16 protein-coding genes and 9 pseudogenes are annotated in these 22,602 nt (G+C 52.6%); 14 read left to right on the plus strand and 11 right to left on the minus strand.

Annotated elements, in window-relative coordinates:
* Positions 1–83 precede the first annotated feature (83 nt).
* Both istA and istB read left to right on the plus strand, forming a co-directional pair.
* On the plus strand, positions 84–1,634 hold the full coding sequence (gene istA / locus SOPEG_RS21135) for an IS21-like element ISSoEn3 family transposase (protein ID WP_081743087.1): 1,551 nt from the start codon (positions 84–86) through the stop codon (positions 1,632–1,634).
* Positions 1,635–1,645: 11 nt separating this feature from the next.
* On the plus strand, positions 1,646–2,401 hold the full coding sequence (gene istB, locus SOPEG_RS21140; protein WP_025246831.1) for an IS21-like element ISSoEn3 family helper ATPase IstB: 756 nt from the start codon (positions 1,646–1,648) through the stop codon (positions 2,399–2,401).
* A 97-nt stretch (positions 2,402–2,498) separates the two neighbouring features.
* Here istB and SOPEG_RS21145 read toward each other — a convergent pair.
* A pseudogene (locus tag SOPEG_RS21145) lies at positions 2,499–2,645 on the minus strand (transposase); the annotation flags it as partial.
* A gap of 73 nt (positions 2,646–2,718) precedes the next feature.
* Between SOPEG_RS21145 and SOPEG_RS21150 the strand changes: the two are divergent.
* On the plus strand, positions 2,719–3,927 hold the full coding sequence (locus tag SOPEG_RS21150; protein WP_025244292.1) for an IS256-like element ISSoEn2 family transposase: 1,209 nt from the start codon (positions 2,719–2,721) through the stop codon (positions 3,925–3,927).
* A 35-nt stretch (positions 3,928–3,962) separates the two neighbouring features.
* On the opposite strand, the pseudogene SOPEG_RS21155 reads toward SOPEG_RS21150, so the two are convergent.
* A pseudogene (locus tag SOPEG_RS21155) lies at positions 3,963–4,412 on the minus strand (IS256 family transposase); the annotation flags it as partial.
* Positions 4,413–5,004: 592 nt separating this feature from the next.
* Here SOPEG_RS21155 and SOPEG_RS21160 point away from each other — a divergent pair.
* On the plus strand, positions 5,005–5,685 hold the full coding sequence (locus SOPEG_RS21160) for a hypothetical protein (protein ID WP_148297157.1): 681 nt from the start codon (positions 5,005–5,007) through the stop codon (positions 5,683–5,685).
* Between the two features lie 20 nt (positions 5,686–5,705).
* Positions 5,706–6,281 (plus strand): hypothetical protein, encoded by a 576-nt coding sequence (locus SOPEG_RS21165; protein ID WP_025246836.1) that lies wholly within the window; start codon positions 5,706–5,708, stop codon positions 6,279–6,281.
* 219 nt (positions 6,282–6,500) lie between these two features.
* Here SOPEG_RS21165 and SOPEG_RS21170 read toward each other — a convergent pair whose 3' ends face one another.
* Together SOPEG_RS21170 and SOPEG_RS21175 are read right to left on the minus strand one after the other, a co-directional pair.
* Positions 6,501–6,800 (minus strand): hypothetical protein, encoded by a 300-nt coding sequence (locus SOPEG_RS21170; RefSeq protein WP_025244882.1) that lies wholly within the window; start codon positions 6,798–6,800, stop codon positions 6,501–6,503.
* Between the two features lie 81 nt (positions 6,801–6,881).
* Positions 6,882–8,019: pseudogene (locus SOPEG_RS21175) on the minus strand (methyltransferase).
* 147 nt (positions 8,020–8,166) lie between these two features.
* On the opposite strand from SOPEG_RS21175, the gene SOPEG_RS21180 reads away from it, so the two are divergent.
* The 3 genes and pseudogenes from SOPEG_RS21180 (at position 8,167) to SOPEG_RS21190 (ending at position 11,086) form a co-directional block, all read left to right on the plus strand.
* Entirely contained in the window at positions 8,167–9,165 is a 999-nt protein-coding gene (locus tag SOPEG_RS21180; protein ID WP_025246837.1) for a Gfo/Idh/MocA family protein, read from the plus strand.
* On the plus strand, positions 9,165–9,902 hold the full coding sequence (locus SOPEG_RS21185) for a glutamine amidotransferase (RefSeq protein WP_025246838.1): 738 nt from the start codon (positions 9,165–9,167) through the stop codon (positions 9,900–9,902). Before SOPEG_RS21180 ends, SOPEG_RS21185 begins: the two co-directional genes overlap by 1 nt.
* Positions 9,903–10,139: 237 nt before the next feature.
* Positions 10,140–11,086: pseudogene (locus SOPEG_RS21190) on the plus strand (TerC family protein).
* Between the two features lie 146 nt (positions 11,087–11,232).
* Here the strand turns inward: SOPEG_RS21190 and SOPEG_RS21195 are convergent.
* The 6 genes and pseudogenes from SOPEG_RS21195 to SOPEG_RS25625 all read right to left on the minus strand — a co-directional run bounded on the left by SOPEG_RS21195 (position 11,233) and on the right by SOPEG_RS25625 (position 17,055).
* On the minus strand, positions 11,233–11,787 hold the full coding sequence (locus tag SOPEG_RS21195; RefSeq protein ID WP_025246839.1) for a YgjV family protein: 555 nt from the start codon (positions 11,785–11,787) through the stop codon (positions 11,233–11,235).
* A 100-nt stretch (positions 11,788–11,887) separates the two neighbouring features.
* Positions 11,888–13,307, minus strand: a pseudogene (locus SOPEG_RS21200) (UxaA family hydrolase).
* Positions 13,308–13,320: 13 nt separating this feature from the next.
* Positions 13,321–14,772, minus strand: a complete 1,452-nt coding sequence (locus SOPEG_RS21205; RefSeq protein WP_025246840.1) for a tagaturonate reductase — start codon at positions 14,770–14,772, stop codon at positions 13,321–13,323.
* Between the two features lie 60 nt (positions 14,773–14,832).
* Positions 14,833–15,801, minus strand: a pseudogene (gene uxaC, locus SOPEG_RS21210) (glucuronate isomerase); the annotation flags it as partial.
* Positions 15,802–15,907: 106 nt separating this feature from the next.
* Positions 15,908–16,474: pseudogene (locus SOPEG_RS30125) on the minus strand (DNA adenine methylase); the annotation flags it as partial.
* Positions 16,475–16,806: 332 nt separating this feature from the next.
* On the minus strand, positions 16,807–17,055 hold the full coding sequence (locus SOPEG_RS25625; protein WP_071882274.1) for a DNA adenine methylase: 249 nt from the start codon (positions 17,053–17,055) through the stop codon (positions 16,807–16,809).
* 507 nt (positions 17,056–17,562) lie between these two features.
* Here SOPEG_RS25625 and SOPEG_RS21220 point away from each other — a divergent pair.
* Together SOPEG_RS21220 and SOPEG_RS28060 are read left to right on the plus strand one after the other, a co-directional pair.
* Positions 17,563–18,487 (plus strand): annotated as a pseudogene (locus SOPEG_RS21220) (IS5-like element ISSoEn1 family transposase).
* 208 nt (positions 18,488–18,695) lie between these two features.
* Positions 18,696–19,013: an acyltransferase family protein gene (locus SOPEG_RS28060; RefSeq protein ID WP_148297159.1), complete on the plus strand. Its 318-nt coding sequence runs from the start codon at positions 18,696–18,698 to the stop codon at positions 19,011–19,013.
* A gap of 45 nt (positions 19,014–19,058) precedes the next feature.
* Here SOPEG_RS28060 and SOPEG_RS21225 read toward each other — a convergent pair whose 3' ends face one another.
* Complete coding sequence (locus tag SOPEG_RS21225) at positions 19,059–19,982, minus strand: IS5-like element ISSoEn1 family transposase (RefSeq protein WP_025243865.1); 924 nt, start codon at positions 19,980–19,982, stop codon at positions 19,059–19,061.
* A 26-nt stretch (positions 19,983–20,008) separates the two neighbouring features.
* On the opposite strand from SOPEG_RS21225, the gene SOPEG_RS28460 reads away from it, so the two are divergent.
* The 4 genes and pseudogenes from SOPEG_RS28460 to SOPEG_RS28080 form a co-directional block, all read left to right on the plus strand.
* The gene (locus SOPEG_RS28460; RefSeq protein ID WP_158382507.1) at positions 20,009–20,788 is read left to right on the plus strand and encodes an acyltransferase family protein; all 780 of its coding nucleotides are present in this window, start codon (positions 20,009–20,011) and stop codon (positions 20,786–20,788) included.
* A 60-nt stretch (positions 20,789–20,848) separates the two neighbouring features.
* The gene (locus tag SOPEG_RS21230; protein WP_025246842.1) at positions 20,849–21,772 is read left to right on the plus strand and encodes an IS5-like element ISSoEn1 family transposase; all 924 of its coding nucleotides are present in this window, start codon (positions 20,849–20,851) and stop codon (positions 21,770–21,772) included.
* A gap of 32 nt (positions 21,773–21,804) precedes the next feature.
* Positions 21,805–22,326 carry an SGNH hydrolase domain-containing protein gene (locus SOPEG_RS21235; protein ID WP_257720398.1) on the plus strand — a complete coding sequence of 174 codons (522 nt, stop codon included), beginning with the start codon at positions 21,805–21,807 and terminating at the stop codon, positions 22,324–22,326.
* Positions 22,327–22,439: 113 nt separating this feature from the next.
* Positions 22,440–22,580 (plus strand): annotated as a pseudogene (locus SOPEG_RS28080) (IS5/IS1182 family transposase); the annotation flags it as partial.
* Positions 22,581–22,602 lie beyond the last annotated feature (22 nt).

A 22,602-nucleotide genomic window follows, 5' to 3' on the forward strand; every position in this document is an offset into this window, starting at 1 on the left:
GTCGCCCGATCAGCGATTCCGATTCTGTCCGATCGCTCATCTTCTGTTCCGCCATACTCTGGAGACTTTTAGCTTCCGGGGGCATGGCACGTAAAAAGAAGAAAGCGAGAACGGAAATGTGCATCTATATTAATGTGTTACGTATGAAATTCGAGCAGCGTCGCTCGAATCGCACTATCGCAGCAGCGCTCGGCATAGGCTGTACTACCGTGCACGATATCCTCGGCCGATTCACGGTAGCTAACCTGGTCTGGCCATTGCCGGCGGAACTGTCCCCCGTCGACCTCGACCGCCTGCTCTATCCCGGCAAATCCGGAAAAGTTATCAATACCTTACCCAGCTGGCTTGATATCGATACCGAGTTAAGCCGCAAGGGCATGACCAAGCAGCTGCTCTGGATGGAATATCAGTCCGCCGTGGGCGGTGATGCCCTCGGTTACTCACAGTTTTGTGCACTGTTCCGTGACTGGAAAAAGAAGCAGCGGCGTTCCATGCGCATGGAGCACAAGGCTGGCGAAAAGCTCTTCATCGACTTCTGTGGCCCCACCGTACCTATCGTCAACCCTGCGACCGGTAGCGTACGCCAGGTCGCTATCTTCGTCGCTGCCATGGGCGTGTCAGGCTATGCGTATATCGAAGCCTGCGAAGGCCAGGACATGGCATCGTGGCTCAACGCCAATAGCCGCTGCCTGCACTTCATGGGTGGGGTTCCGGAGCTGATGATACCTGATAATCTGCGCAGCGCTGTCAGCACCCCTGACCGCTATGAGCCGGTCATAAACCAGAGCTACCAGGCGCTGGCAAATCACTATGAGACAGTGGTGCTACCGGCGCGCCCGAGAAAACCGAAAGACAAGGCGAAGGCAGAATCAACTGTGCAGCTGGTAGAACACTGGGTTTTGGCCCGGTTGCGTAAACGTAGGTTCTACTCGCTGGCCGAACTCAACCAGGTGATACGAGAACTCAATCATGAGTTGAATTTGCGCCCGATGCGTCATTACGGCGGACAAAGTCGCCTTGAACGCTTCGAGCAGCTGGACAAACCGGCTCTTGGGCCTCTACCGCCCACACAATGGGAATACAGTGAGTATCTCGTTGCTCGAGTGGGACCTGATTACCACATAGACTACGGCAAAAACTGGTACTCGGTGCCGCATCCGCTGGTTGGCGAGCGCGTTGACGTCATCGCCACCCAACGGCTGGTGCAAATCCACCATAAGGGCGTCTGCGTGGCTACGCACCCTCGCAGCGATAACGCCTATAGGCACACGACTCAGGCGGCGCACATGCCGGCTAACCATAAGGGGCAGAGTCAGTGGACGCCGGAAAGGCTGTGCAGTTGGGCGCTGTCGGTGGGTGTGTGCACACTGAAAGTGGTCGAGTCCATCCAAAAGAGCAAAGCCCATCCGGAGCAGGCTTACCGCTCCGTGCTGGGGCTACTCAATCTGCAACGGCGCTATGAGACGACGCGACTGGAGAAGGCCTGCGCGCTGGCGTTGGAGAAAGGGTGCATTAACCGCTCTTTCATAGCCAACGTATTGAAACACGGTCGTGAAAGTGAGGTCACCCAGGACGGAGCCGGCGTATCAATGCTGGTTCACGAAAACCTCCGAGGTCCGGACAGTTATCACTAAGGAGAATAAATATGGATACACTGTTAATGGCTCTGCGAGAGCTGAAGTTGTCGGCAATGGTCCAGGCGTTGGAGACGCAACGCGAACTCCCGGGGAGTTATGGGGAGCTGGGGTTCGAGGAGCGGTTGTCGCTGATGGTAGAAGCGGAGAATTTGCATAGAAAAAACAATCACATATGCCGTCTGCGACGGCAATCGCAAATGCGCTTGCAGGCAAAACCGGAAGATATCCGCTATATCCCTAGCCCTAGCCGAGGAGTGACACCGGAACAGATGCGAGATCTGCTAGGGGGACAATATCTGAAATATCAGAAAAGCATACTCATCACGGGGCCAACAGGTACGGGCAAAACCTGGCTCAGTTGTGCGCTTGGTGAGCAGGCATGCCGGCAGCAATATAGCGTGCGTTACTGGCGAGTGGGTCGGTTGCTGGCCCATCTTCACCAGTGCCAGGTAGACGGGACCTATCTAAAACAGCTTAAGCAGTTAGAAAAAATAGAGTTACTGATCTTGGACGACGTGGGCCTAGAATCAATAAGTCCGATGCAGGCAACGATGCTGTTGGAGGTGATGGAAGATCGCTACGACAAAAGCAGCAGCATCCTGATCAGTCAACTGCCGGTGAAAAAATGGTATGGACTGATAGAAAACCCCACGACAGCTGACGCGTTACTCGATCGGTTAGTACACCCCAGCTATAGACTGGAACTTAAAGGCGAATCACTACGCAAAGAGCAAGGAGTAGCCAGCACAGGAAAAATAGACTAAACCCGAGTCAGAAGATGAGCGAACACGTGAACGAATATCACTGGAATGGGTGATCGGAAAATATCGGAATAACTGATCGGATGTCGCCGGAACAGCTGATCGGATACGTCGGAATCTGCAACAGCCCCATCAGTTTAAAAATCGCGTCAACGAAACCCTGTAACGCCCGGAGCGAAAGGTTAAACACGCGCTTTATCATCAGAACCGTGGTAATGGCCATATCGGTGTAGTGAAGCGGCCGGCCAGAGCCTGTTTAGAAATTTGTGTATTTGCCTGATTTTGATATGTTCAATCCAACATCAAAAACAGATTAATTTATGGACGAAAAACAGTTGCAGGCTCTGGCTAACGAACTGGCCAAAAATCTCAAAACCCCTGAAGATCTCAGTCACTTCGATCGACTGCTGAAAAAAATCAGCGTCGAAGCAGCTCTCAATGCCGAAATGACCCATCACCTCGGCTACGATAAAAATCAGCCTAAACCGGGGACCAACGCCCGCAACGGCTATTCCACAAAAACCGTTACCACTGGCGATGGCCCGCTGGCGCTGCGTACTCCGCGCGATCGTGACGGTTCCTTTGAACCGCAACTGGTGAAGAAGAACCAGACCCGGATTACCGGGATGGATAACCAGATTTTATCGTTGTACGCCAAAGGGATGACCACCCGCGAGATCGCCACCGCGTTCAAAGAGCTGTATGACGCCGATGTCTCGCCGGCGCTGGTCTCAAAGGTCACCGATGCGGTCATGGAGCAGGTTGTCGAATGGCAAAACCGGCCTCTGGATGCAGTCTATCCCATTGTTTATCTTGACTGTATCGTTCTAAAAGTCCGGCAGGACAGCCGCATCATCAACAAATCTGTGTTCCTGGCGCTGGGCATCAACATCGAAGGCCAGAAAGAGTTGCTAGGTATGTGGCTGGCCGAAAATGAAGGCGCAAAGTTCTGGCTGAACGTGCTGACAGAGCTGAAAAACCGCGGCCTGAACGATATCCTTATCGCCTGCGTAGACGGGCTGAAAGGTTTCCCTGACGCTATTAACGCGGTGTATCCGGAGGCGCGGCTCCAGCTGTGTATCGTGCATATGGTGCGCAACAGCCTGCGGTTCGTCTCCTGGAAGGACTACAAGGCCGTCACCCGCGACCTGAAAGCTATCTATCAGGCCCCTACGGAAGAAGCCGGCTTGCAGGCGCTGGAAGCGTTCTCCAGTGCCTGGGACATCCGCTACCCGCAAATAAGTCGAAGCTGGCAGGCAAACTGGGCCAATCTGGCCACGTTCTTTGCCTACCCAACGGACATCCGCAAGGTGATCTACACGACCAACGCCATCGAGTCGTTAAACAGCGTGATCCGGCATGCCATCAAAAAGCGCAAGGTGTTCCCGACCGACGACGCAGTGAAAAAGGTGGTGTGGCTGGCGATACAGGCAGCCTCACAGAAATGGACAATGCCTTTGAGGGACTGGCGCATGGCAATGAGCCGCTTTATTATCGAGTTCGGTGACCGCCTGGACGGTCACTTCTGAGAAAAGGCATTTACACAGAATCGTGTACAGGGTCATTCGACAACCTGCTCCATGACCGCATCGGTGACCTTTGAGACCAGCGCCGGCGAGACATCGGCGTCATACAGCTCTTTGAACGCGGCGGCGATCTCGCGGGTGGTCATCCCTTTGGCGTACAACGATAAAATCTGGTTATCCATCCCGGTAATCCGGGTCTGGTTCTTCTTCACCAGTTGCGGTTCAAAGGAACCGTCACGATCGCGCGGCGTACGCAGCGCCAGCGGGCCATCGCCAGTGGTAACGGTTTTTGTGGAATAGCCGTTGCGGGCGTTGGTCCCCGGTTTAGGCTGATTTTTATCGTAGCCGAGGTGATGGGTCATTTCGGCATTTAGAGCTGCTTCGACGCTGATTTTTTTCAGCAGCCGATCGAAGTGACTGAGATCTTCAGGGGTTTTGAGATTTTTGGCCAGTTCGTTAGCCAGAGCCTGCAACTGTTTTTCGTCCATAAATTAACCTGTTTTTGATGTTGGATTGAATATATCAAAATCAGGCAAATACACAAATTTCTAAACAGGCTCCTTTTGACTGCGACTTACAAGATATCCGCATCCTTGCCCGAGTGATAACAAGTTGCATATAACCGCTAAAGGGCCCCTGCCAGTCTCAGATCCTGATTCTTCCACTACCGATGGGTAAGCCGCGATAGTTTAACGTATCGACCATACACCTAAAAATTTTTACCCTCAAGACATTTCGTTGGAAGTGCCACTTTCATCGTTTCTCCTTTACGCATCTTGAGCCGGTTTGCGGTAAATGACCATCCGCGTTAATTTTCACCCTCATTTTTGTTTATCGCGACAATAGTCGCGGTAAAAAATAAGCCACGTTAAAGATGAGAAAAACAGGCGTGACAGGGGCCAATCGGTATCAAATACGTTATTAACTCAATATAAATTGCGTAGAAAGTTATTCACTGCATGCGAAAAGACAAATCTCTTTTTTTGCTTATTATGTTTGCTTTCTCTGTTAAAGGGTTGCCAAGCGAAACACATAAACACCGCCAGGATTCACCCGTAATCAGGTGGGACGGGTTTTGCATTGGCTTATTCATCCATTCAATCAGGGCCGCGTTTTATGCAACCCACTCTTTTCGCTCCCACTATTATCACCGCTAAAATTTTTCCGCCGCCCCCCTACGAGGAGCAGGCGCTGCAACGCCGTTTGGAGGACTATTTCAACCGATTTACCCCCGCCGACAAAGCGGATGTCATTGCTCAACTGTGGGCCACGCCACCTGAACCCGGCGGCGCGCTCAAGGGCCTAGCACTGTGCGATCGCATGGCGCAAGACAGGGAATACACGACGGTACAGCACCATCTGGCGTACGCGGCCCATAAAGTTCTTTTCTCCATCGCCTCGGGCGCGATGCCGGTGCCGCACCCGCCGCTGAAACACTTGGCGCGTTTGTGTCATATGGCGTTGAAATGGCAAATAATACAACCGACGGTGGCCGGCGAAGCCGCACTTAACTATGTGTGGCAAAATTTCTGTCAATTGGCCCAGTTGCCGGCGGAATTTAGCGCCATCGCGCTGGCGAGGGAACAGGTCGATTGGCATGTGCTGCATCAGAGCATTTCGCTGCTGTGCGCGCCCCATGACAATGTGGTGGTGAGCCCAACCGTGCTCTACAATCCGATACACCAGGACAGCATCAAGGATGTTGCGCGCTACCTGCGCGATGAATTGACGCTGGGCCTCACCTGTCGCGGGAGAAGTTAAAACAGCAGCTGGAGGGGCAGATGCTGCTGTTGCCGATGATGTCCGTCCCCATTTGTCCTTATGAAGGAACCGTGCTAACCGGGCATTTCAGCGCGGTCGTCGCGGTGAAAAAAGATGAGTATTGGCATTTCGCCATTTTCGACAGTCTTGACGACAGCGACACTGAGCCGCTAAAAGAAGCGGTACTCGCTCAGTTAGTGCCCAAAAAGCGCGGGCGCTATTATTTTTTCCAGCAACATTTTCAGCAGCGCAACGACTGTGCCATTCATGCCTTTAATTTCTTCAGCCGCTGTCTCACCTTGAAGGAAACGTATTGGAGCGGACCGGAGCAATGGGGGCAGCTCTTTGATGATTATTGCCAAGAGACCGCGGACTTGACGCTAATGCTGGGCGAAGATAGCACCTTAAGCAGCACGATGTTGCGCCGCTATTTTATGCTGGAGTACCTAATAAACGACTATCGTCCCGACGAATGGGCAATGGTGCAAAATGAACCGGTTTTGCGGCGCGAGCCTAGACGCGGTCTGAGTTTGTCGCACTCTTTCCGTCATTTGTTGGACTGTACCGGCCACTATCGGCGGCTGGAAGACAATTAAGCGTAGTGCGCCGAGGCAAAATCTCGGGCGTTAAGGGAGGGCGTCGACGCCAGTTTGTGGGTGCGCCACCCGGGATATCACAAAACGCACCACCGCGGCTGGCATGGCATGCCAGGGTTCACTGTAGCGCGGCGCCGCGGGTGAAATGAATAACGCTGCACGCGGCACGGCACAGGTGCGCCACCGGTCGGGAATCGGACAAAGCGCCTATCCCGCCCCTCAGTGCTGGCATGACTGGCGAAACGCCGCGGCCTCTTTCGCTAACGCATCAATATGCGCGCTGATAATTTTTATCTTGTGAAGCAGGGGATTGCGATCCGGCGAGCTGTCCAGGCTATTTAGTTTGCCCACCAGCATAGCGTTATGCTCCCGCAGCCGCGCCTCACGCGCCAGGCATTGCTCTAACTGGTGCTGCAACGACTGGTACTCCTGCCGCCACACATGCTGGCGCTGTATTACACTGTTTTCCAGCAGTGAAAAGGCCGCATTTAAACGCGTCTCTAACTCTTGCAACAACATGACTGTTCCTTTCCTCGGTCTTTGGCGCAGTATAATGATTGTCCAGCGCGGCAACAAACCCATTATGGCGCGGGCCGCCTGTCAGCGCCCCTGGCGCGTCTTTACGCTTTTTAGCACCACAAATTTCTGATTGGCGCCCAGGGCCTGGCAGTTGCCAAACAAACGTTTAAGTTGACGAAAATAATCCAAATGACGATTGGCCACGATGCGCAGCTCGCCGCCCTGCTGCAGGCTGCGCCGAGCATCGCGGAACATTTGCCGGGCGATGTGATCCGTTATCGCCTGCTGTTGGTGAAAAGGCGGATTGCAGACAATGGCCTGTACACTGTCCGCCGCGACGCCCGCCAAGCCGTTGTCAACCTGAAACCGGCAGCGCGGCAGATCCGCCGGCCGGTTTTCGCTTATATTAAGCCGGCTGGAGGCGATTGCCATATAGGACTCATCGACAAAATGTATCTCGGCCCGCGGGTTGGCCGTCAGCGCCATCAACCCCAGGATACCGTTGCCACACCCCAGATCCACCAGCGTACCCTCAACCTCTTGCGGCAAATAGGACAGAAAAAAACGCGCGCCGATATCCAGCGATGTGCGGGAGAAGACGTTGGCGTGGTTGTGGATCCGATACGGCGTGTGCTCCAGCAGCCAGATGCAGGGCGTTGGCGGCAATGACGGCGCCTGCTCGGCCAAGGTGCTGTAGATGAGCCGCGCCTTTTTTTTGCGCCAGCGAGGTGTGGGTCGGGCCGATAATGTCGCTAAACAGCGCCAGCGTGGAACGATGGATCTCGCGTACCCTGCCGGCGGCAAGGAAAAGGGTGTCAGGGCCCGCCACCTGACGCACGGCGTGCAGTTGATGTTCAAGCAGTGCGAGGGTTTTGGGCACTTTTAACAGCACCAACCCGGGCGACGGCGGCAAAGGCGCCAGACTGTCCAGCAGGGTGACCTGTTCCACCTGTGTATTTTGCGCCAGGTTATGACGGGTGGCGAGCTGGCTCAGGTACGAATCGCTGACGCAAAACGGCGCGCGCCCTTGCAGCGCGCAGGCCAGCGCGCCGAAGGCGTCATTGAAAATCAACGTCGGTCCGGTTATCGCCTGCGCCGACGGGCACGCCTGTAGCAAATATTCATCCGCGGCGTCCCAGGCCTGTAGGGTGTCATTGGCCGCGCCGGGCGGATAACGTTCCAGCCGCATTGCGCCGAACGGGTGCTCAAAAAGGCTCATACGCCCTACCTGATGATTAAATGATGCGGTTAAGCGGTAATAAGGGCGGCAGTATACTGTTTTTTTACCCGGTGCAGGAGACTTGCCTTGCCGGATGGGCATGTTACTCTGCTGTTATCCTCCCTTACCTGCAGGTTGTCGGTTCAGATGATTCGTTTCGCAGTCATAGGTACCAATTGGATCACCCGTCAGTTTATCGATGCCGCTCATGAAAGCGGTAAGCTAAAACTGACCGCCATTTATTCGCGCCAGCTGACCCAGGCCGGCGCCCTGGCGGCAGATTATCCGGTCGAACAGTGTTTTGATTCTCTGGAGCAGCTTTCCACCTCCGACCTGATTGACGCGGTGTATATCGCCAGCCCCAACGCCCTGCATTGTCAGCAGAGCCTGCTGTTTATGCGCCAGGGTAAACACGTGATCTGTGAAAAACCGCTCGCTTCCACGCTAGCTGAGGCGGAACAGATGATTGCCTGTGCCCTTGAGCATCAGGTGGTGCTGTTCGAGACGTTCAAAACCGCCTATCTGCCCAATTTCCAGGCGCTCCAACGGGCACTCCCGAGCGTCGGGCGACTGCGTAAAGGGCTTCTGAATTACTGCCAGTACTCTTCGCGCTACGACAAATATCTTGCCGGCGAGAATCCCAACACCTTTAATCCCCATTTCTCCAACGGCTCGATCATGGATATTGGCTTTTATCCGCTGGCGACCGCGGTGACCCTATGGGGGGAACCGGAACGGGTGCAGGCCAGAGCGTCGCTGTTGCCCAGCGGCGTGGACGGCCACGGCACGGTCATTCTCGATTACGGCGATTTTGACATTACCCTGCTGCACTCCAAAGTGAGCCAGTCCGCGCTGCCGAGCGAGATCCAGGGCGAGACCGGGTCGCTGCTTATTGAGAAAATAGGCGAATGCCAGCGCCTGACGCTGGTTGCCCGCAACGGCAATCAGCAAGATCTGAGCCAACTGCAGCATATCAACAGTATGCTGTATGAGGCGCATGCGTTCGCCGATCGGATAGCGCAACGGCAAAGCGAACATCCCGCGCTGGCGATAACCCGCAGCACGGCGCGGCTACTCACCGAAATCCGGCGGCAAACCGGGGTCGTTTTCCCTGCCGACACGTCAGCGCAAGGTGAGACAAGCTAATGCAAAATAGTAATCACTTACTTATCTTGCAGACCGGCGATGCCCCCGAATCGGTCAGGCGCGAGCACGGCAACTTTGACCGCATGTTCATACTGGCCGGTGAAGTCAATGAGGCGCGCGTTCAGGTGGTTTATCTGCCCGGTGGCGAGCGGCCTGAAGCGCCAGAAACCTATGCTGGCGTCATGATTACCGGCTCCGAGGCGATGGTGACGGACAAACTGCCCTGGAGCGAGTACGCCGCCGATTGGCTACGCCGGGCGGTGGCGGGGAACACGCCCGTTTTCGGCGCCTGTTATGGTCATCAGTTGCTGGCCTATGCGCTGGGCGGTAAGGTGGATTATCACCCCGACGGCATGGAGCTGGGCACTCAGGCCATCGAACTGCTGCCGGCGGCGGCGGATGACGTGCTGCTGACGGCGCTACCCCGGCGTTTCGGCGCCAATTTGGTGCACTCGCAGTCAGTGCTTACTTTGCCTTCAGGCGCTACGGTGCTTGGCCGTTCCGCTCATGATCCCCACCAGATCCTGCGCTATGGGCTCAACGTTATCACTACCCAGTTTCATCCTGAGTTCACCGCAGCCATCATGCGCAGCTATTTGGTGCGCATGATGGCGCAAGAGCCGAAACGGCGCGACAATTACCAGCATCTGGAGGGTCAAATCGTCGCTACGCCCCACAGCCAGGGTCTACTGGTGCGCTTCGTGCGCCGCTGTTTGCGCGGTGATGTTACGGTTTGATATTGACGGTTGCATTTTTTTACATTAGCATGGTTCACAGCAAAGGGGAGTAACTTTCCGCCGGCCAGCCGTCAATACGATGCCAAAGCATCCGGTAGCCGGGCAACTGCAGAATTTTCATGCGGGTTGTAAGTGAGACCTTGCCGGAAGGCGAGACTCGCTTATAGCTCAGACCGTGAACAACGGTCTGGCGCCTTCTGACGGCAGCCGTTGTTCGTTGTGGAAGGACTATCTCAGATGCATACCGTCGGAAATCCCTTGCTGTGGGGCAGCTTTGCTGTCGTGGTGATAATCATGCTGGCCGTGGATTTATTAATGCAGGGCCGCGCGGGGGACAAACCCCCGTCGATGAAACAGGCGGCGCTATGGTCGCTGCTGTGGGTCGCGCTGGCGCTGGTGTTTAACGCCCTGTTCTGGGCCTATTTGCTCCAGACCGAAAGCCGGGCGGTGGCCGATGTTCCTTACCGACTACCTGCTGGAAAAAACCCTGGCGGCCGATAATGTGTTCATCTGGCTGATGCTGTTTAGCTATTTTGCCGTACCGTTTTCGCTACAGCGCCGCCTACTGACCTGGGGCATTCTGGGCGCCATCGGGCTGCGTGCCGTCATGGTGTTCGCCGGAAGTTGGCTTATCAGCGAATTCCAGTGGCTGTTGTATGTCTTCGGCGCGTTTTTGCTGTTCACCGGCATCAAGATGGCCCTGCCCGGCCATAACGAACAGGATATCGGTAACCGCCCGCTGGTCCGCTGGCTCTACCGCCATTTGCGGGTGACGAATGAACTGCACGGCGAGCGTTTTTTCATCCGCCGCAATGGTCTGCTGTTCGCCACCGCCGCTCTTGCTGGCGCTGTTCATGGTGGAATTCAGCGACGCCATTTTCTCTCTCGACAGCATACCGGCGATCTTCGCCGTCACGACCGATCCATTTATCGTGTTGACCTCCAATTTGTTTGCCATCCTGGGGCTACGGGCAATGTATTTTCTGTTGGCCAATGTGGCCGAACGTTTCTCGCTGCTGAAATACGGGCTGGCGGTGATTTTGGTCTTTATCGGTATCAAAATGCTCATTGTGGATATCATCCATATTCCGGTCGCCGTATCGCTGGCCATGGTCGCGCTCACGGTGACGCTGATGCTCAACGCCTGGGTCAATCGGCGGCAACGCCGAGTCAGGCAACGGTAGCGGCGGCGGAGCTAGCGCGCCGGTGCGCGTGGGACGGGGTCATTCCGTCGGGGTTATGCGCCAGCGGCGCGCTTAAATAGGCAGGTCAGCGGCGGTGCGCCGCAATAGCACCAGGATCATGCCGGCGGGAGCACCAAAGGCGTCGCTCAACGGCCGGGGACCTGAACCGGCAGCGCGCGGTTTTCCGTGACGAAGGGGTCAATACCCTGCTTGATAAGCCGGTGAAAACGCACAATCGCCAGGCCATTCATGATAAGAAAGCTGCCCTCTATCAATGAACCGCCGATGGAGCCGAGCCAGATATTGTGGGTAACCCAACATGCGGTCGAGCACCACATCACGCAGCGTGTGGTCAGGCCGCTACAGCGAAACAGCGCCCAGGTACTGGCCACCGTGCCAACGATCGGCAGTAATTCGACCCCATAGCGGACTTTCGGCAAACCGAGCCCCAGCGTTAAAGCGATAAATACCAGCATGGCCCAGACACTGCGGGTGCGCGTGGAAACCAGCGTGCGCAGCGTATTCAGTACGGCGCTCATGCCGGCGGCATTAGCGCCCATTAAAAAGAAATGCAGGCCGATTATCAGGCTATAGAGCGCCAGTTGCAGCTTAAACCGGCGCTCGTTGCGGTTGAAAAAAGTGGTGATGCCGACGACGAACGCCAGCCCGCCTACCGCTTGGGCAAACCAATACAACGTCATGAGGGAAAATCTCGGTCAAGAGAATGGGAAAGTCAATGAAAACGGCGTTTCATAATACGAAACGCCGTTCCCCGGCCGCAAAAAAAACCGTTAAAAAAAATTACAAGGTCACGCCGCTTTTGAAAATCGCCAGTTCGCGAAAATCGTTGATCTCGTTTCGGGTTTGCTTGCCGTTGGCAAAGGCGACGATAAGATCGACAAACTCGGTTAACACCGCATCCATACTCATACCGTGGATCAACCGCCCGGCGTCGAAATCGATCCAGTGCGGTTTTTTCGCCGCCAGCTCGCTGTTGGTCGCCAATTTCACGGTCGGCACAAAACCGCCGTAGGGCGTACCGCGACCGGTGCTGAACAGCACCATGTGGCAGCCTGCACCGGCGAGGGCGCTGGTGGCCACCGCATCGTTGCCCGGCGCGCTCAGGAGATTCAGCCCCGGTACGCTTAACCGCTCACCGTATTTCAACACGTCGACCACCTTGCTCTGACCGGCTTTCTGCGTGCAGCCAAGGGATTTCTCCTCAAGCGTTGTGATACCGCCGGCTTTATTGCCAGGAGAGAGGTTTTCATAAATCGGCTGCTGATGGGCGATAAAGTACTGTTTGAAATCGTTGACCATATGCACGGTCTTTTCAAAGGTGGCTTCATCACGGCAGCGGCTCATCAGGATCCGTTCGGCGCCAAACATTTCCGGGACTTCCGTCAGCACGGTGGTGCCGCCGTTGGCAATCAGATAATCCGAAAAACGTCCGAGCATGGGGTTGGCGGTAATCCCCGACAGGCCGTCCGAACCGCCGCATTCCAGTCCAAATTTCAGTTCGCTGAGCTTGCCCGGTTCGCGATGGTCGTCGCGCATGCGCTGATAAAGCGCGCGCAAACATTCCAGTCCGGCCTCCACTTCATCATCCTGCTGCTGGCAAATCATGAAGGTGACCCGCCCGCTATCGAACTCGCCGAGGGTGGTGCGAAACACATCCACCTGATTATTCTCGCAGCCCAGCCCGATGACCAGCACCGCGCCGACGTTGGGGTGGCGCACCATGTTTTGCAGCATGGTGCGGGTGTTCTCATGGTCTGCCCCCAGCTGCGAACAGCCGAACGGGTGGGTGAACAAATGCACGCCGTCGATATCTTCCGCGCCAAAGGTCTCCTTGAGGAACCGCTGCTGGATCTGGCGGGCGATGCCGTTGACGCAGCCCACGGTCGGGCATTTGCGGCGGCAGCGCGGGGAACGCGGGCTGATATTGATATTCATCCAGATCACTGAGATTGGTTTTCGCGTTCTGTGAGTGAATATGTTCGCCCGGCTGGATGAGGCTTTTGGCGTGCCCGATGGGCAAACCGTATTTGATAATCATGTCCCCTTCGCCGATGGGCGTTAGGGCAAACTTATGGCCGCGCGCAACGGGCTGACGTAGTGTAACGCGGTCATTACCGACAGTTACCGTCTCGTCAGCCGGCAGGTCTTGCAGGGCGACCGCCACATTGTCAATGGAATGAATTTTAATAATATTCATGATGAACCTTTGGGTTTCAGCAATAGGCGGCAACGGCGTCCCGCATGCCCCGGTCAAGGATGGCCTGCAGTTGCTGTTCAACCTGTTTCGCCAGACTGGGTACCTGCAGCAGATCCTGCTGCCAGTGTCCGGTATCGCTCAGTACGGTTTCGACCAGTTTGCCAAGCGGGGTGGTGCCGGCCATCACGCCGCTCCATAGCGTCTGGTAACGATCCAGCCATGACTTATCATCTTGCTGTGGATAAGACTCGCCGTTGCGTTCGCCGCGATAAAACGCGATAAGCGCCGCCAGCGCGAAAGTCAGCCGTGCCGGCAGTTCACCATGCTGTTGCCGGTAGGCTAGCAGCTGCGGCAGGATCCGGGTGCGGAATTTGGTCATACCGTTGAGCGCGATGGACAACAGTTGATGCTGGATAAACGGATTGCGAAAACGCCCCTGTACCGCCTCGGCAAAAGAGATAAGTTCGTCGTGAGGCAGATCCAGCACCGGCACGATTTCTTCGGCGATGGCTTTTGCCACGAACGCACTGATCTGCTCGTCGTTCATCGCCGCGCCCACGGTATCCAGACCGGCCAGCCAGGCTACCGGCACCAGTGCGGTATGCGCGCCGTTCAAAATGGCCACTTTGCATTCTTTATAGGGTTTGATGTCGTCGACGATGCGGATGTTCAGGTTGAGCTGATCCAAACGCAACGCCTGGGCCAGCCAGGCCGGTCCCTGAATAACGAACAGATAAAAATATTCGGCGGTGTCGAGGAAGGTGTCTTGATAGCCGAGTTCCGTTTGCAGCGCCTGCACTTCATCGCGCGGGTAACCCGTGACGATGCGGTCCACCAGCGTCGAGCAGAAGGTATTGCTATCGTTCAACCAGTGGACAAATTCCGCCGGCAGCGCCCACAGGTCGGCATAGCGCAGCACCATTTCGCGCAGCGCGTCGCCGTTATAATCGATAAGTTCGCAGGGGATAAGCACCCATCCTTTATCCGCCGCGCCGTCAAAATGGCAGAAACGTTCGTACAGCAAACGCGTCAGTTTGGCGGGGTAACTTTGCGGCGGCGCATCTTGCAGTCGGTCGCCGTCGTTAAAGCTAATGCCGGCCTCGGTGGTGTTGGAGAAGACAAACTGGATGTTGGCATCATGAGCCAGCGCCAGATAGTCATCGAACTGGCGGTAGACATTAATCTCGCGGTTGACCGACCGGATAACGCGCGACTGGCGCACCGCGTCGCCCTGTTCGTTCAGGCCGCGGATAATCGTGGTGTACAGGCCGTCCTGGGTCGACAACGACGGGGGGAAATCGGTATCGATAGGGCGCACGACGACGACGCCGGCATCAAGATCGGTGTGTTCGTTCAGCAAGTCCAGTTGCCAGTCGACAAAGGCGCGCAAGAAATTCCCTTCGCCGAACTGAATAACGCGGTCGGTATACTGGCGACCGGGAAAATTTTGACGATTTAGCGTTTGCATTCGGGAGTTACCTTCAATATAAAGCCGTTCACGGGCGGGCCGTCGGCCCGCCCGGCTTAATCAGAGTTCAATGGCAAAGTAGTTTTTGGCGTTGTCGAAGCAAATGTTTTTCACCATTTCGCCCAACAGCTTTATGTCCGCCGGTGCTTCGCCCTGCTCGACCCAGTGACCGATCATCCTGCATAGAATGCGGCGGAAGTATTCGTGACGGGTGTAGGACAGGAAACTGCGGCTGTCGGTCAGCATGCCGACAAAGCGGCTGAGCAAGCCGAGGTTGGCCAGTTGGGTCATCTGACGCTCCATGCCGTCCTTCTGATCGTTAAACCACCAGCCAGAACCAAACTGCATCTTGCCGGGCATGCCTTCGCCCTGGAAGTTGCCGACCATGGTCCCGATGGTTTCGTTGTCGCTCGGGTTCAGGCAATAAAGGATGGTTTTCGGCAGCGCATCGTTTTTCGCCTGTGCGTCCAACAAGCGGGAGAGGTTCTGGACCACCGGCTGATCGTTGGCGGAATCGAAACCGGTATCGGGGCCGAGCAGTTTCAGCATGCGGCTATTGTTATTGCGCAGCGCGCCAATATGGTACTGCTGTACCCAACCGCGGCGGGCGTATTCTGCGCCGAGGAACACCAGCACCGCGGTTTTGAACTGCGCGATTTCCTCGGCATTCGGCAGCTTACCGTCCAGGCGACGGGCCAGGATGCCATCGAGCGTGTGGGTATCGGCTTCGCCATAGACCACCACATCAAGCGCGTGGTCAGAGACGCGGCAGCCGTGGGCGGCGAAATGGTCCAGACGTTTCGACAACGCGTCGCAAAGCGCGCTGAATCCGCTAATGGCGGTGTCCGAAGCACCCTCGAGCTTCTTCAGATAATCCACGTAACCTTCGGCTTCAATATTGAAGGATTTATCCGGGCGCCAGCTGGGCAGCACTTTGATGGAGAAGCTGCTGTCTTGCGCGACGGCTTTATGATGGCACAGGTCATCGATCGGATCATCGGTGGTGCCAACCATTTTCACGTTCATCTGTAGCGATGCAAAATATTTTGGACTAATTTGCAAGCAATTCTGGACTCCTTTAAACCACTAAAAAATGGCCATTTTGGACAGTCCAGAATTGTTTGCAAAAAGGAAATCAGGCGAAATTACGAATGATCAACTCGCGTCTGCTATGAGGGTTGTTGCCTAATGAGTATTTTAGGTCAACAACGTCGATATGAAGGTTTTTGAAGATGCTCCTCATTTCTGGGATATCATTAACTGAAATAACCATTCTTCCTGTTATCGAATGAGCCAGGCTATCAATGATGCTGTATTGCTCCAGGCCAAACGCCACGCCATAGCCTTGAGTCTTCCAGTAAGGTGGATCAAGGTAGAACAATGTATGTGGCCTATCATATTTTTCAATACAAGCCTGCCAACCAAGATGCTCTATGGTTGCCTGAGATAAACGCAGATGAGCCTGTTATAGCTGCTCTTCGATTCTTAGAAGGTTCAATGACTGTGATCGCACAGCGGAAGTACCAAAGTTCTGCCCGCTCACTTTGCCACCAAATGTGAGTTGTTGAAGATAGTAAAACTGGGCGGCTCGCTGTATATCGGTCAGCGTTTGTGGTGGTGTTTCTTTTAGCCAATCAAACAGCTGCCTACTGCTTAAAGCCCACTTAAACTGACGTATAAATTCCTCCAAATGGTACTTAACTGTCACTACCAATTGAAAAGTGATCCACCCTGCTAAGTAAAATAGGCTTTTTTGTTAAAATCAGTGGTTATTAATACGCCATTATGCCGAAGGCATGCGAGGCGCGAAAAGTACTTATAAACGCGCTCTGAAGCTTCTGCGCACCGATACGTGAGCGAAGCGAACTTGTACTGGCATAGCCCCGGAAACCGCGTCAGCGCCCTGCTTGCGTTTTTTTCGATGTAGAGATCGCGCATATGGATGCGATTATGTCCACTTGTCGAACTGTCTTATAGTTTTCAAATATCCAAGATTATTTTTGTTAGCTTCCTCTTAAAAGAATAGTGATTTAATTAGCATAATGGATCAGATTTAAACCGGTGGTGACACTTAACCACCCGATAGAGGTTTATCAAATCGCCATTGATATCGTTCAGCACTTCGACTGTGGATGGTTCCTTGCTGAAAAACAGCGCCGCTCCCCCACAGAATGGTTCAACGTAGCATTTGTGCTCAGGAAAGTACGATAGAAGACGTTTAGCCAGCCGCCGCTTTTCTCCCACCCAAGGTACGATTGGCGTACTCATTAATGCAATCCTCATGCATTACTATAATTTTTACCGATCAATAATCAGTAATTAATCGTCAAGATAATTATTAGTTGTAACTCGTAGATACTGACTGAGGGGTAGTGGCTATAAGTAATAACACGGGAAGAGAAATATTTTAATTTAAAATCAAAATGTTAACCTGTAATGGCTAAAGAGGTAATCCAGCATTGATTAATCTGTCGGCATAAATATTAAGCTGGGAGTTCCCATAAACGAGTGTATTTAACAATGATGCAAAATACGTTAGGGTAAGGCTGCAGATGAGCTGCAATGAACTGTTTTTTATTATAATTAATTAAAAATATAGGTTTTTATGAAATACCTCTATATGATATCGATGGTCTAAGGGCAATAGCCATCATTTTTGTGCTGGCTTTTTATGGTGGATTGACGGTTTTTCCATCAGGTTTTATCGGTGTGGATGGCTTTGTTGAATAAATCGAACTTTTAGGTGACTGGCGGCTCTGATCACTACATTCGTTTCAACATCAGGTCACCATGGCAAAGCAAAAGTTTAAAATCACCAACTGGCCCGCATACAACAATGCGCTCAGGCAGCGGGGGGACATGACAGTATGGCTTGATGAGTCAGCCATTGCTGCATGGACTGAGAGTACACCCCCTGAACATCGTGGCCGGCCGCTTCACTACACCGATATGGCCATTACCACGGTTCTGATGATAAAGCGCGTGTTTAACCTTTCGCTCCGGGCGTTACAGGGTTTCCGTTGACGCGATTTTTAAACTGATGGGGCTGTCGCTGCGCTGCCCAGATTACTCTCTGGTCAGCCGGCGAGCAAAAACCGTCGACATCAGCATAAAAACGCCAACCCGCGGCGAAATCTCACACCTGGTCATCGATGGCACCGGCCTGAAAATCTTCGACGAAGGCGAATGGAAAGTCAGGCAGCATGGGGCTGAGAGGCGCAGAGTATGGCGCAAGCTTCATCTGGCAGTAGATAGCGCGACACATGAAATTATCTGTGCCGATTTATCGCTAAGCGGTACGACAGATGCGCAGGCGCTGCCCGGGCTGATTAACCAAACCCACCGGAAAATCAGGGAAGCGTCGGCTGACAGTGCTTACGATACGCGTTACTGTCATGATGCTCTGCTGAGGAAAAAAATAAAGCCGCTTATCCCACCGCGAAGTGGTGCGCAATATTGGCCAGCTCGATACCATGAGCGTAACCATGCGGTGGCAAATCAGCATCTGAGCGGCAATAACGATACCTGGAAAAAGAAAGTAGGTTATCACCGGCGTTCACTGGCTGAAACGGCCATGTTCCGGTTTAAAACACTTCTGGGTGGTCATCTGAGTCTGCATGACTATGACGCGCAGGTAGGTGAGGCTATGGCAATGGTCAAAGCGCTTAATCGGATCACGTTGTTAGGAATGCCAAACAGCGTCCGCATCATGTAACAATCGCCCTGATAGGGAGGAAGTCGTCACAAATTTCGGATTTATTCAACAAAGCAATGTTTTATTCACCTCCCTGCTAGCCGCGTTATTTTATTTGCCTAGTGATTTCATTGATTATGTAAACAGTGCGAGATACACAATCCTTCTTATTTCAAATCAGTTTTTTAAGCGTTCGACAACAGGTTATGCTGCTCCAGAGGCAACATATTTGCTGCTACTGCATACCTGGTCACTTTCTATAGAATGGCAATGGTACCTGCTGTTACCTGCAAGCATTATTTTCATGCATCGCTATCTATCTGATAAATCAATAAAAACCGTTACATTATTATTAGTTGTGATAACAACAATATTATCAATAGCACTTTCTGCTAAATATCCTGATAAGAGTTACTATTTTTTTACATCACGTATTTTTGAATTTCTGATTGGCAGTAGCTTGGTAATTTTAGGGTGTGAAAAATATAAGCCAGGAAAAACAATATGTTACTTGTTCGGAATCACATCATTTCTTACGCTTTGTTGAATAAATCCGAAATTTGTGACGACTTCCTTCCTATCAGGGCGATTGTTACATGATGCGGACGCTGTTTGGCATTCCTAACAGTGTGATCCGGTTGAGTGCTTTAACCATTGCCATTGCCTCACCTACCTGCGCGTCATAGTCATGCAGACTCAGATGACCACCCAGAAGTGTTTTAAACCGGAACATGGCCGTTTCAGCCAGTGAACGCCGGTGATAACCTACTTTCTTTTTCCAGGTATCGTTATTGCCGCTCAGATGCTGATTTGCCACCGCATGATTACGCTCATGGTATCGAGCTGGCCAATATTGCGCACCACTTCGCGGTGGGATAAGCGGCTTTATTTTTTTCCTCAGCAGAGCATCATGACAGTAACGCGTATCGTAAGCACTGTCAGCCGACGCTTCCCTGATTTTCCGGTGGGTTTGGTTAATCAGCCCGGGCAGCGCCTGCGCATCTGTCGTACCGCTTAGCGATAAATCGGCACAGATAATTTCATGTGTCACGCTATCTACTGCCAGATGAAGCTTGCGCCATACTCTGCGCCTCTCAGCCCCATGCTGCCTGACTTTCCATTCGCCTTCGCCGAAGACTTTCAGGCCGGTGCCATCGATGACCAGGTGTGAGATTTCGCCGCGGGTTGGCGTTTTTATGCTGATGTCGACGGTTTTTGCTCGCCGGCTGACCAGAGAGTAATCTGGGCAGCGCAGCGACAGCCCCATCAGTTTAAAAATCGAGTCAACGAAACCCTGTAACGCCCGGAGCGAAAGGTTAAACACGCGCTTTATCATCAGAACCGTGGTAATGGCCATATCGGTGTAGTGAAGCGGCCGGCCACGATGTTCAGGTGGTGTACTCTCAGTCCATGCAGCAATGGCTGACTCATCAAGCCATACTGTCAGGTCCCCCCGCTGCCTGAGCGCATTGTTATATGCGGGCCAGTTGGTAATTTTAAACTTTTGCTTTGCCATGGGGACCTGATGTTGAAACGAATGTAGTGATCAGAGCCGCCAGTCACCTAAAAGTTCGATTTATTCAACAAAGCCCATTTCTTACTCTGATGTACTGTGCCACAAGAGTAAAAATTGTGCTGGGGTATCCCGATTATCATGCTCTAATGGCCTGTCTAGCAACTGCATTACTGATATGGGTGGGAATTCCAGCCAATAGTATAGTATCGCGTCTACTGTCTCTACCACCATTAGTCATCCTAGGAAGGCTTTCTTACTCATTATACCTTTGGCACTGGCCTATTTTTGCTGTGGGACGTTACCTGGGGTTCAAAGAAAACCTTGTTTTTACTATTACATGTTATACACTAACTTTACTGCTCTCCTGTATTTCTTATTTTTTTATTGAAAAACCATGTAGAAAAAAAAGCAACTCTTTGCCAACATCTTTTTCAATCCTCGTGTTAATATCAATAATTATTTTTGTAGCACTATACTCATTGACCGAACGATACAATGGGTTCAGTGGGCGCTTTGGTGCAGATTATTTGCGTATAACATCTACGCTGGACAAATATGAGTCGCCCTATAGAGAGTCATGTTTGAACGATAATGAGGACGGAAAAAATAACGATTGTATCATTGGTGATACAGACGCCCTCAAAAAGGCACTACTGATCGGAGACTCACATTCTAATCATTTTTGGAATTTTATAGATTTATTGGCTAAGGATGCGCATGTCTCTGTGATGGTACAGGGCACATCGACGTGTTTAGTGTTACCCGGTATTTCTCAGTTTGATTGGAGGCGCGGCTTTGTTGAATAAATCGAACTTTTAGGTGACTGGCGGCTATGATCACTACATTCGTTTCAACATCAGGTCCCCATGGCAAAGCAAAAGTTTAAAATTACCAACTGGCCCGCATATAACAATGCGCTCAGGCAGCGGGGGGACCTGACAGTATGGCTTGATGAGTCAGCCATTGCTGCATGGACTGAGAGTACACCACCTGAACATCGTGGCCGGCCGCTTCACTACACCGATATGGCCATTACCACGGTTCTGATGATAAAGCGCGTGTTTAACCTTTCGCTCCGGGCGTTACAGGGTTTCGTTGACTCGATTTTTAAACTGATGGGGCTATCGCTGCGCTGCCCAGATTACTCTCTGGTCAGCCGGCGAGCAAAAACCGTCGACATCAGCATAAAAACGCCAACCCGCGGCGAAATCTCACACCTGGTCATCGATGGCACCGGCCTGAAAGTCTTCGGCGAAGGCGAATGGAAAGTCAGGCAGCATGGGGCTGAGAGGCGCAGAGTATGGCGCAAGTTTCATCTGGCAGTAGATAGCGCGACACATGAAATTATCTGTGCCGATTTATCGCTAAGTGGTACGACAGATGCGCAGGCGCTGCCCGGGCTGATTAACCAAACCCACCGGAAAATCAGGGAAGCGTCGGCTGACAGTGCTTACGATACGCGTTACTGTCATGATGCTCTGCTGAGGAAAAAAATAAAGCCGCTTATCCCACCGCGAAGTGGTGCGCAATATTGGCCAGCTCGATACCATGAGCGTAACCATGCGGTGGCAAATCAGCATCTGAGCGGCAATAACGATACCTGGAAAAAGAAAGTAGGTTATCACCGGCGTTCACTGGCTGAAACGGCCATGTTCCGGTTTAAAACACTTCTGGGTGGTCATCTGAGTCTGCATGACTATGACGCGCAGGTAGGTGAGACAATGGCAATGGTTAAAGCACTTAACCGGATCACACTGTTAGGAATGCCAAACAGCGTCCGCATCATGTAACAATCGCCCTGATAGGAAGGAAGTCGTCACAAATTTCGGATTTATTCAACAAAGCGTGGAGGCGCTACAAAAACAGTGTTTATAAAGATTGCCATGACAATGTGGCTCGCTATTATGACAAGATACAAAAAGAGAAATTTGATTATGTCATCATTGGTGAAGTCTGGAACCATTATACAAGTGACAATATCATAAATAAACTCGGGGATGCGCGTTCAGAGGCGTTGTCCAGACAACGCATTGAAGTCGTGATGAGAAAGGCGATGGGTATCATAATTAAATCAGGCGCAAAGCCCGTTATTATAAAAACAATCTATATTGCACCCAAAGAATACGTACCATGCTTTTATCAAAACGTCAAATTAAGAGCACACAATAAAGACGCATCTTGTGAACGTGGTGTATGGAATGGTGATGGTAGTGACTGGTTCAATCAGCTTTTTAAGCAATTAAAAACTGAATATCCTTCCCTTATTATTATTGACCCGAAGCGCGTACAATGCTCGGGGAAAAACTGTGTAACAGAAATTGATGGGATCCCTATTTACCAGTGATTACTGGCATCTTACAGATCACGCTTCTTTTATTTTTGGGCTTTGTTGAATAAATCGAACTTTTAGGTGACTGGCGGCTCTGATCACTACATTCGTTTCAACATCAGGTCCCCATGGCAAAGCAAAAGTTTAAAATCACCAACTGGCCCGCATACAACAATGCGCTCAGGCAGCGGGGGGACATGACAGTATGGCTTGATGAGTCAGCCATTGCTGCATGGACTGAGAGTACACCACCTGAACATCGTGGCCGGCGACCCTGTACACGATTCTGTG

It is taken from the genome of Candidatus Sodalis pierantonius str. SOPE (assembly GCF_000517405.1).
In the GTDB taxonomy this organism is placed as follows: domain Bacteria; phylum Pseudomonadota; class Gammaproteobacteria; order Enterobacterales; family Enterobacteriaceae; genus Sodalis_C; species Sodalis_C pierantonii.

Bases quoted from the DNA above. Each gene is read 5' to 3' on its own strand.
- SOPEG_RS21170 (WP_025244882.1), bottom strand. From the start codon at position 6,800: ATGTTGTTGCAAGAGTTAGAGACGCGTTTAAATGCGGCCTTTTCACTG.
- SOPEG_RS21185 (WP_025246838.1), top strand. From the start codon at position 9,165: ATGCAAAATAGTAATCACTTACTTATCTTGCAGACCGGCGATGCCCCC.
- SOPEG_RS25625 (WP_071882274.1), bottom strand. From the start codon at position 17,055: ATGAGGATTGCATTAATGAGTACGCCAATCGTACCTTGGGTGGGAGAA.
- SOPEG_RS21205 (WP_025246840.1), bottom strand. From the start codon at position 14,772: ATGCAAACGCTAAATCGTCAAAATTTTCCCGGTCGCCAGTATACCGAC.
- SOPEG_RS21150 (WP_025244292.1), top strand. From the start codon at position 2,719: ATGGACGAAAAACAGTTGCAGGCTCTGGCTAACGAACTGGCCAAAAAT.
- istB (WP_025246831.1), top strand. From the start codon at position 1,646: ATGGATACACTGTTAATGGCTCTGCGAGAGCTGAAGTTGTCGGCAATG.
- SOPEG_RS21195 (WP_025246839.1), bottom strand. From the start codon at position 11,787: ATGACGTTGTATTGGTTTGCCCAAGCGGTAGGCGGGCTGGCGTTCGTC.
- SOPEG_RS21230 (WP_025246842.1), top strand. From the start codon at position 20,849: ATGGCAAAGCAAAAGTTTAAAATTACCAACTGGCCCGCATATAACAAT.
- SOPEG_RS21165 (WP_025246836.1), top strand. From the start codon at position 5,706: ATGCTGCTGTTGCCGATGATGTCCGTCCCCATTTGTCCTTATGAAGGA.
- SOPEG_RS21180 (WP_025246837.1), top strand. From the start codon at position 8,167: ATGATTCGTTTCGCAGTCATAGGTACCAATTGGATCACCCGTCAGTTT.
- SOPEG_RS21225 (WP_025243865.1), bottom strand. From the start codon at position 19,982: ATGGCAAAGCAAAAGTTTAAAATTACCAACTGGCCCGCATATAACAAT.
- istA (WP_081743087.1), top strand. From the start codon at position 84: ATGGCACGTAAAAAGAAGAAAGCGAGAACGGAAATGTGCATCTATATT.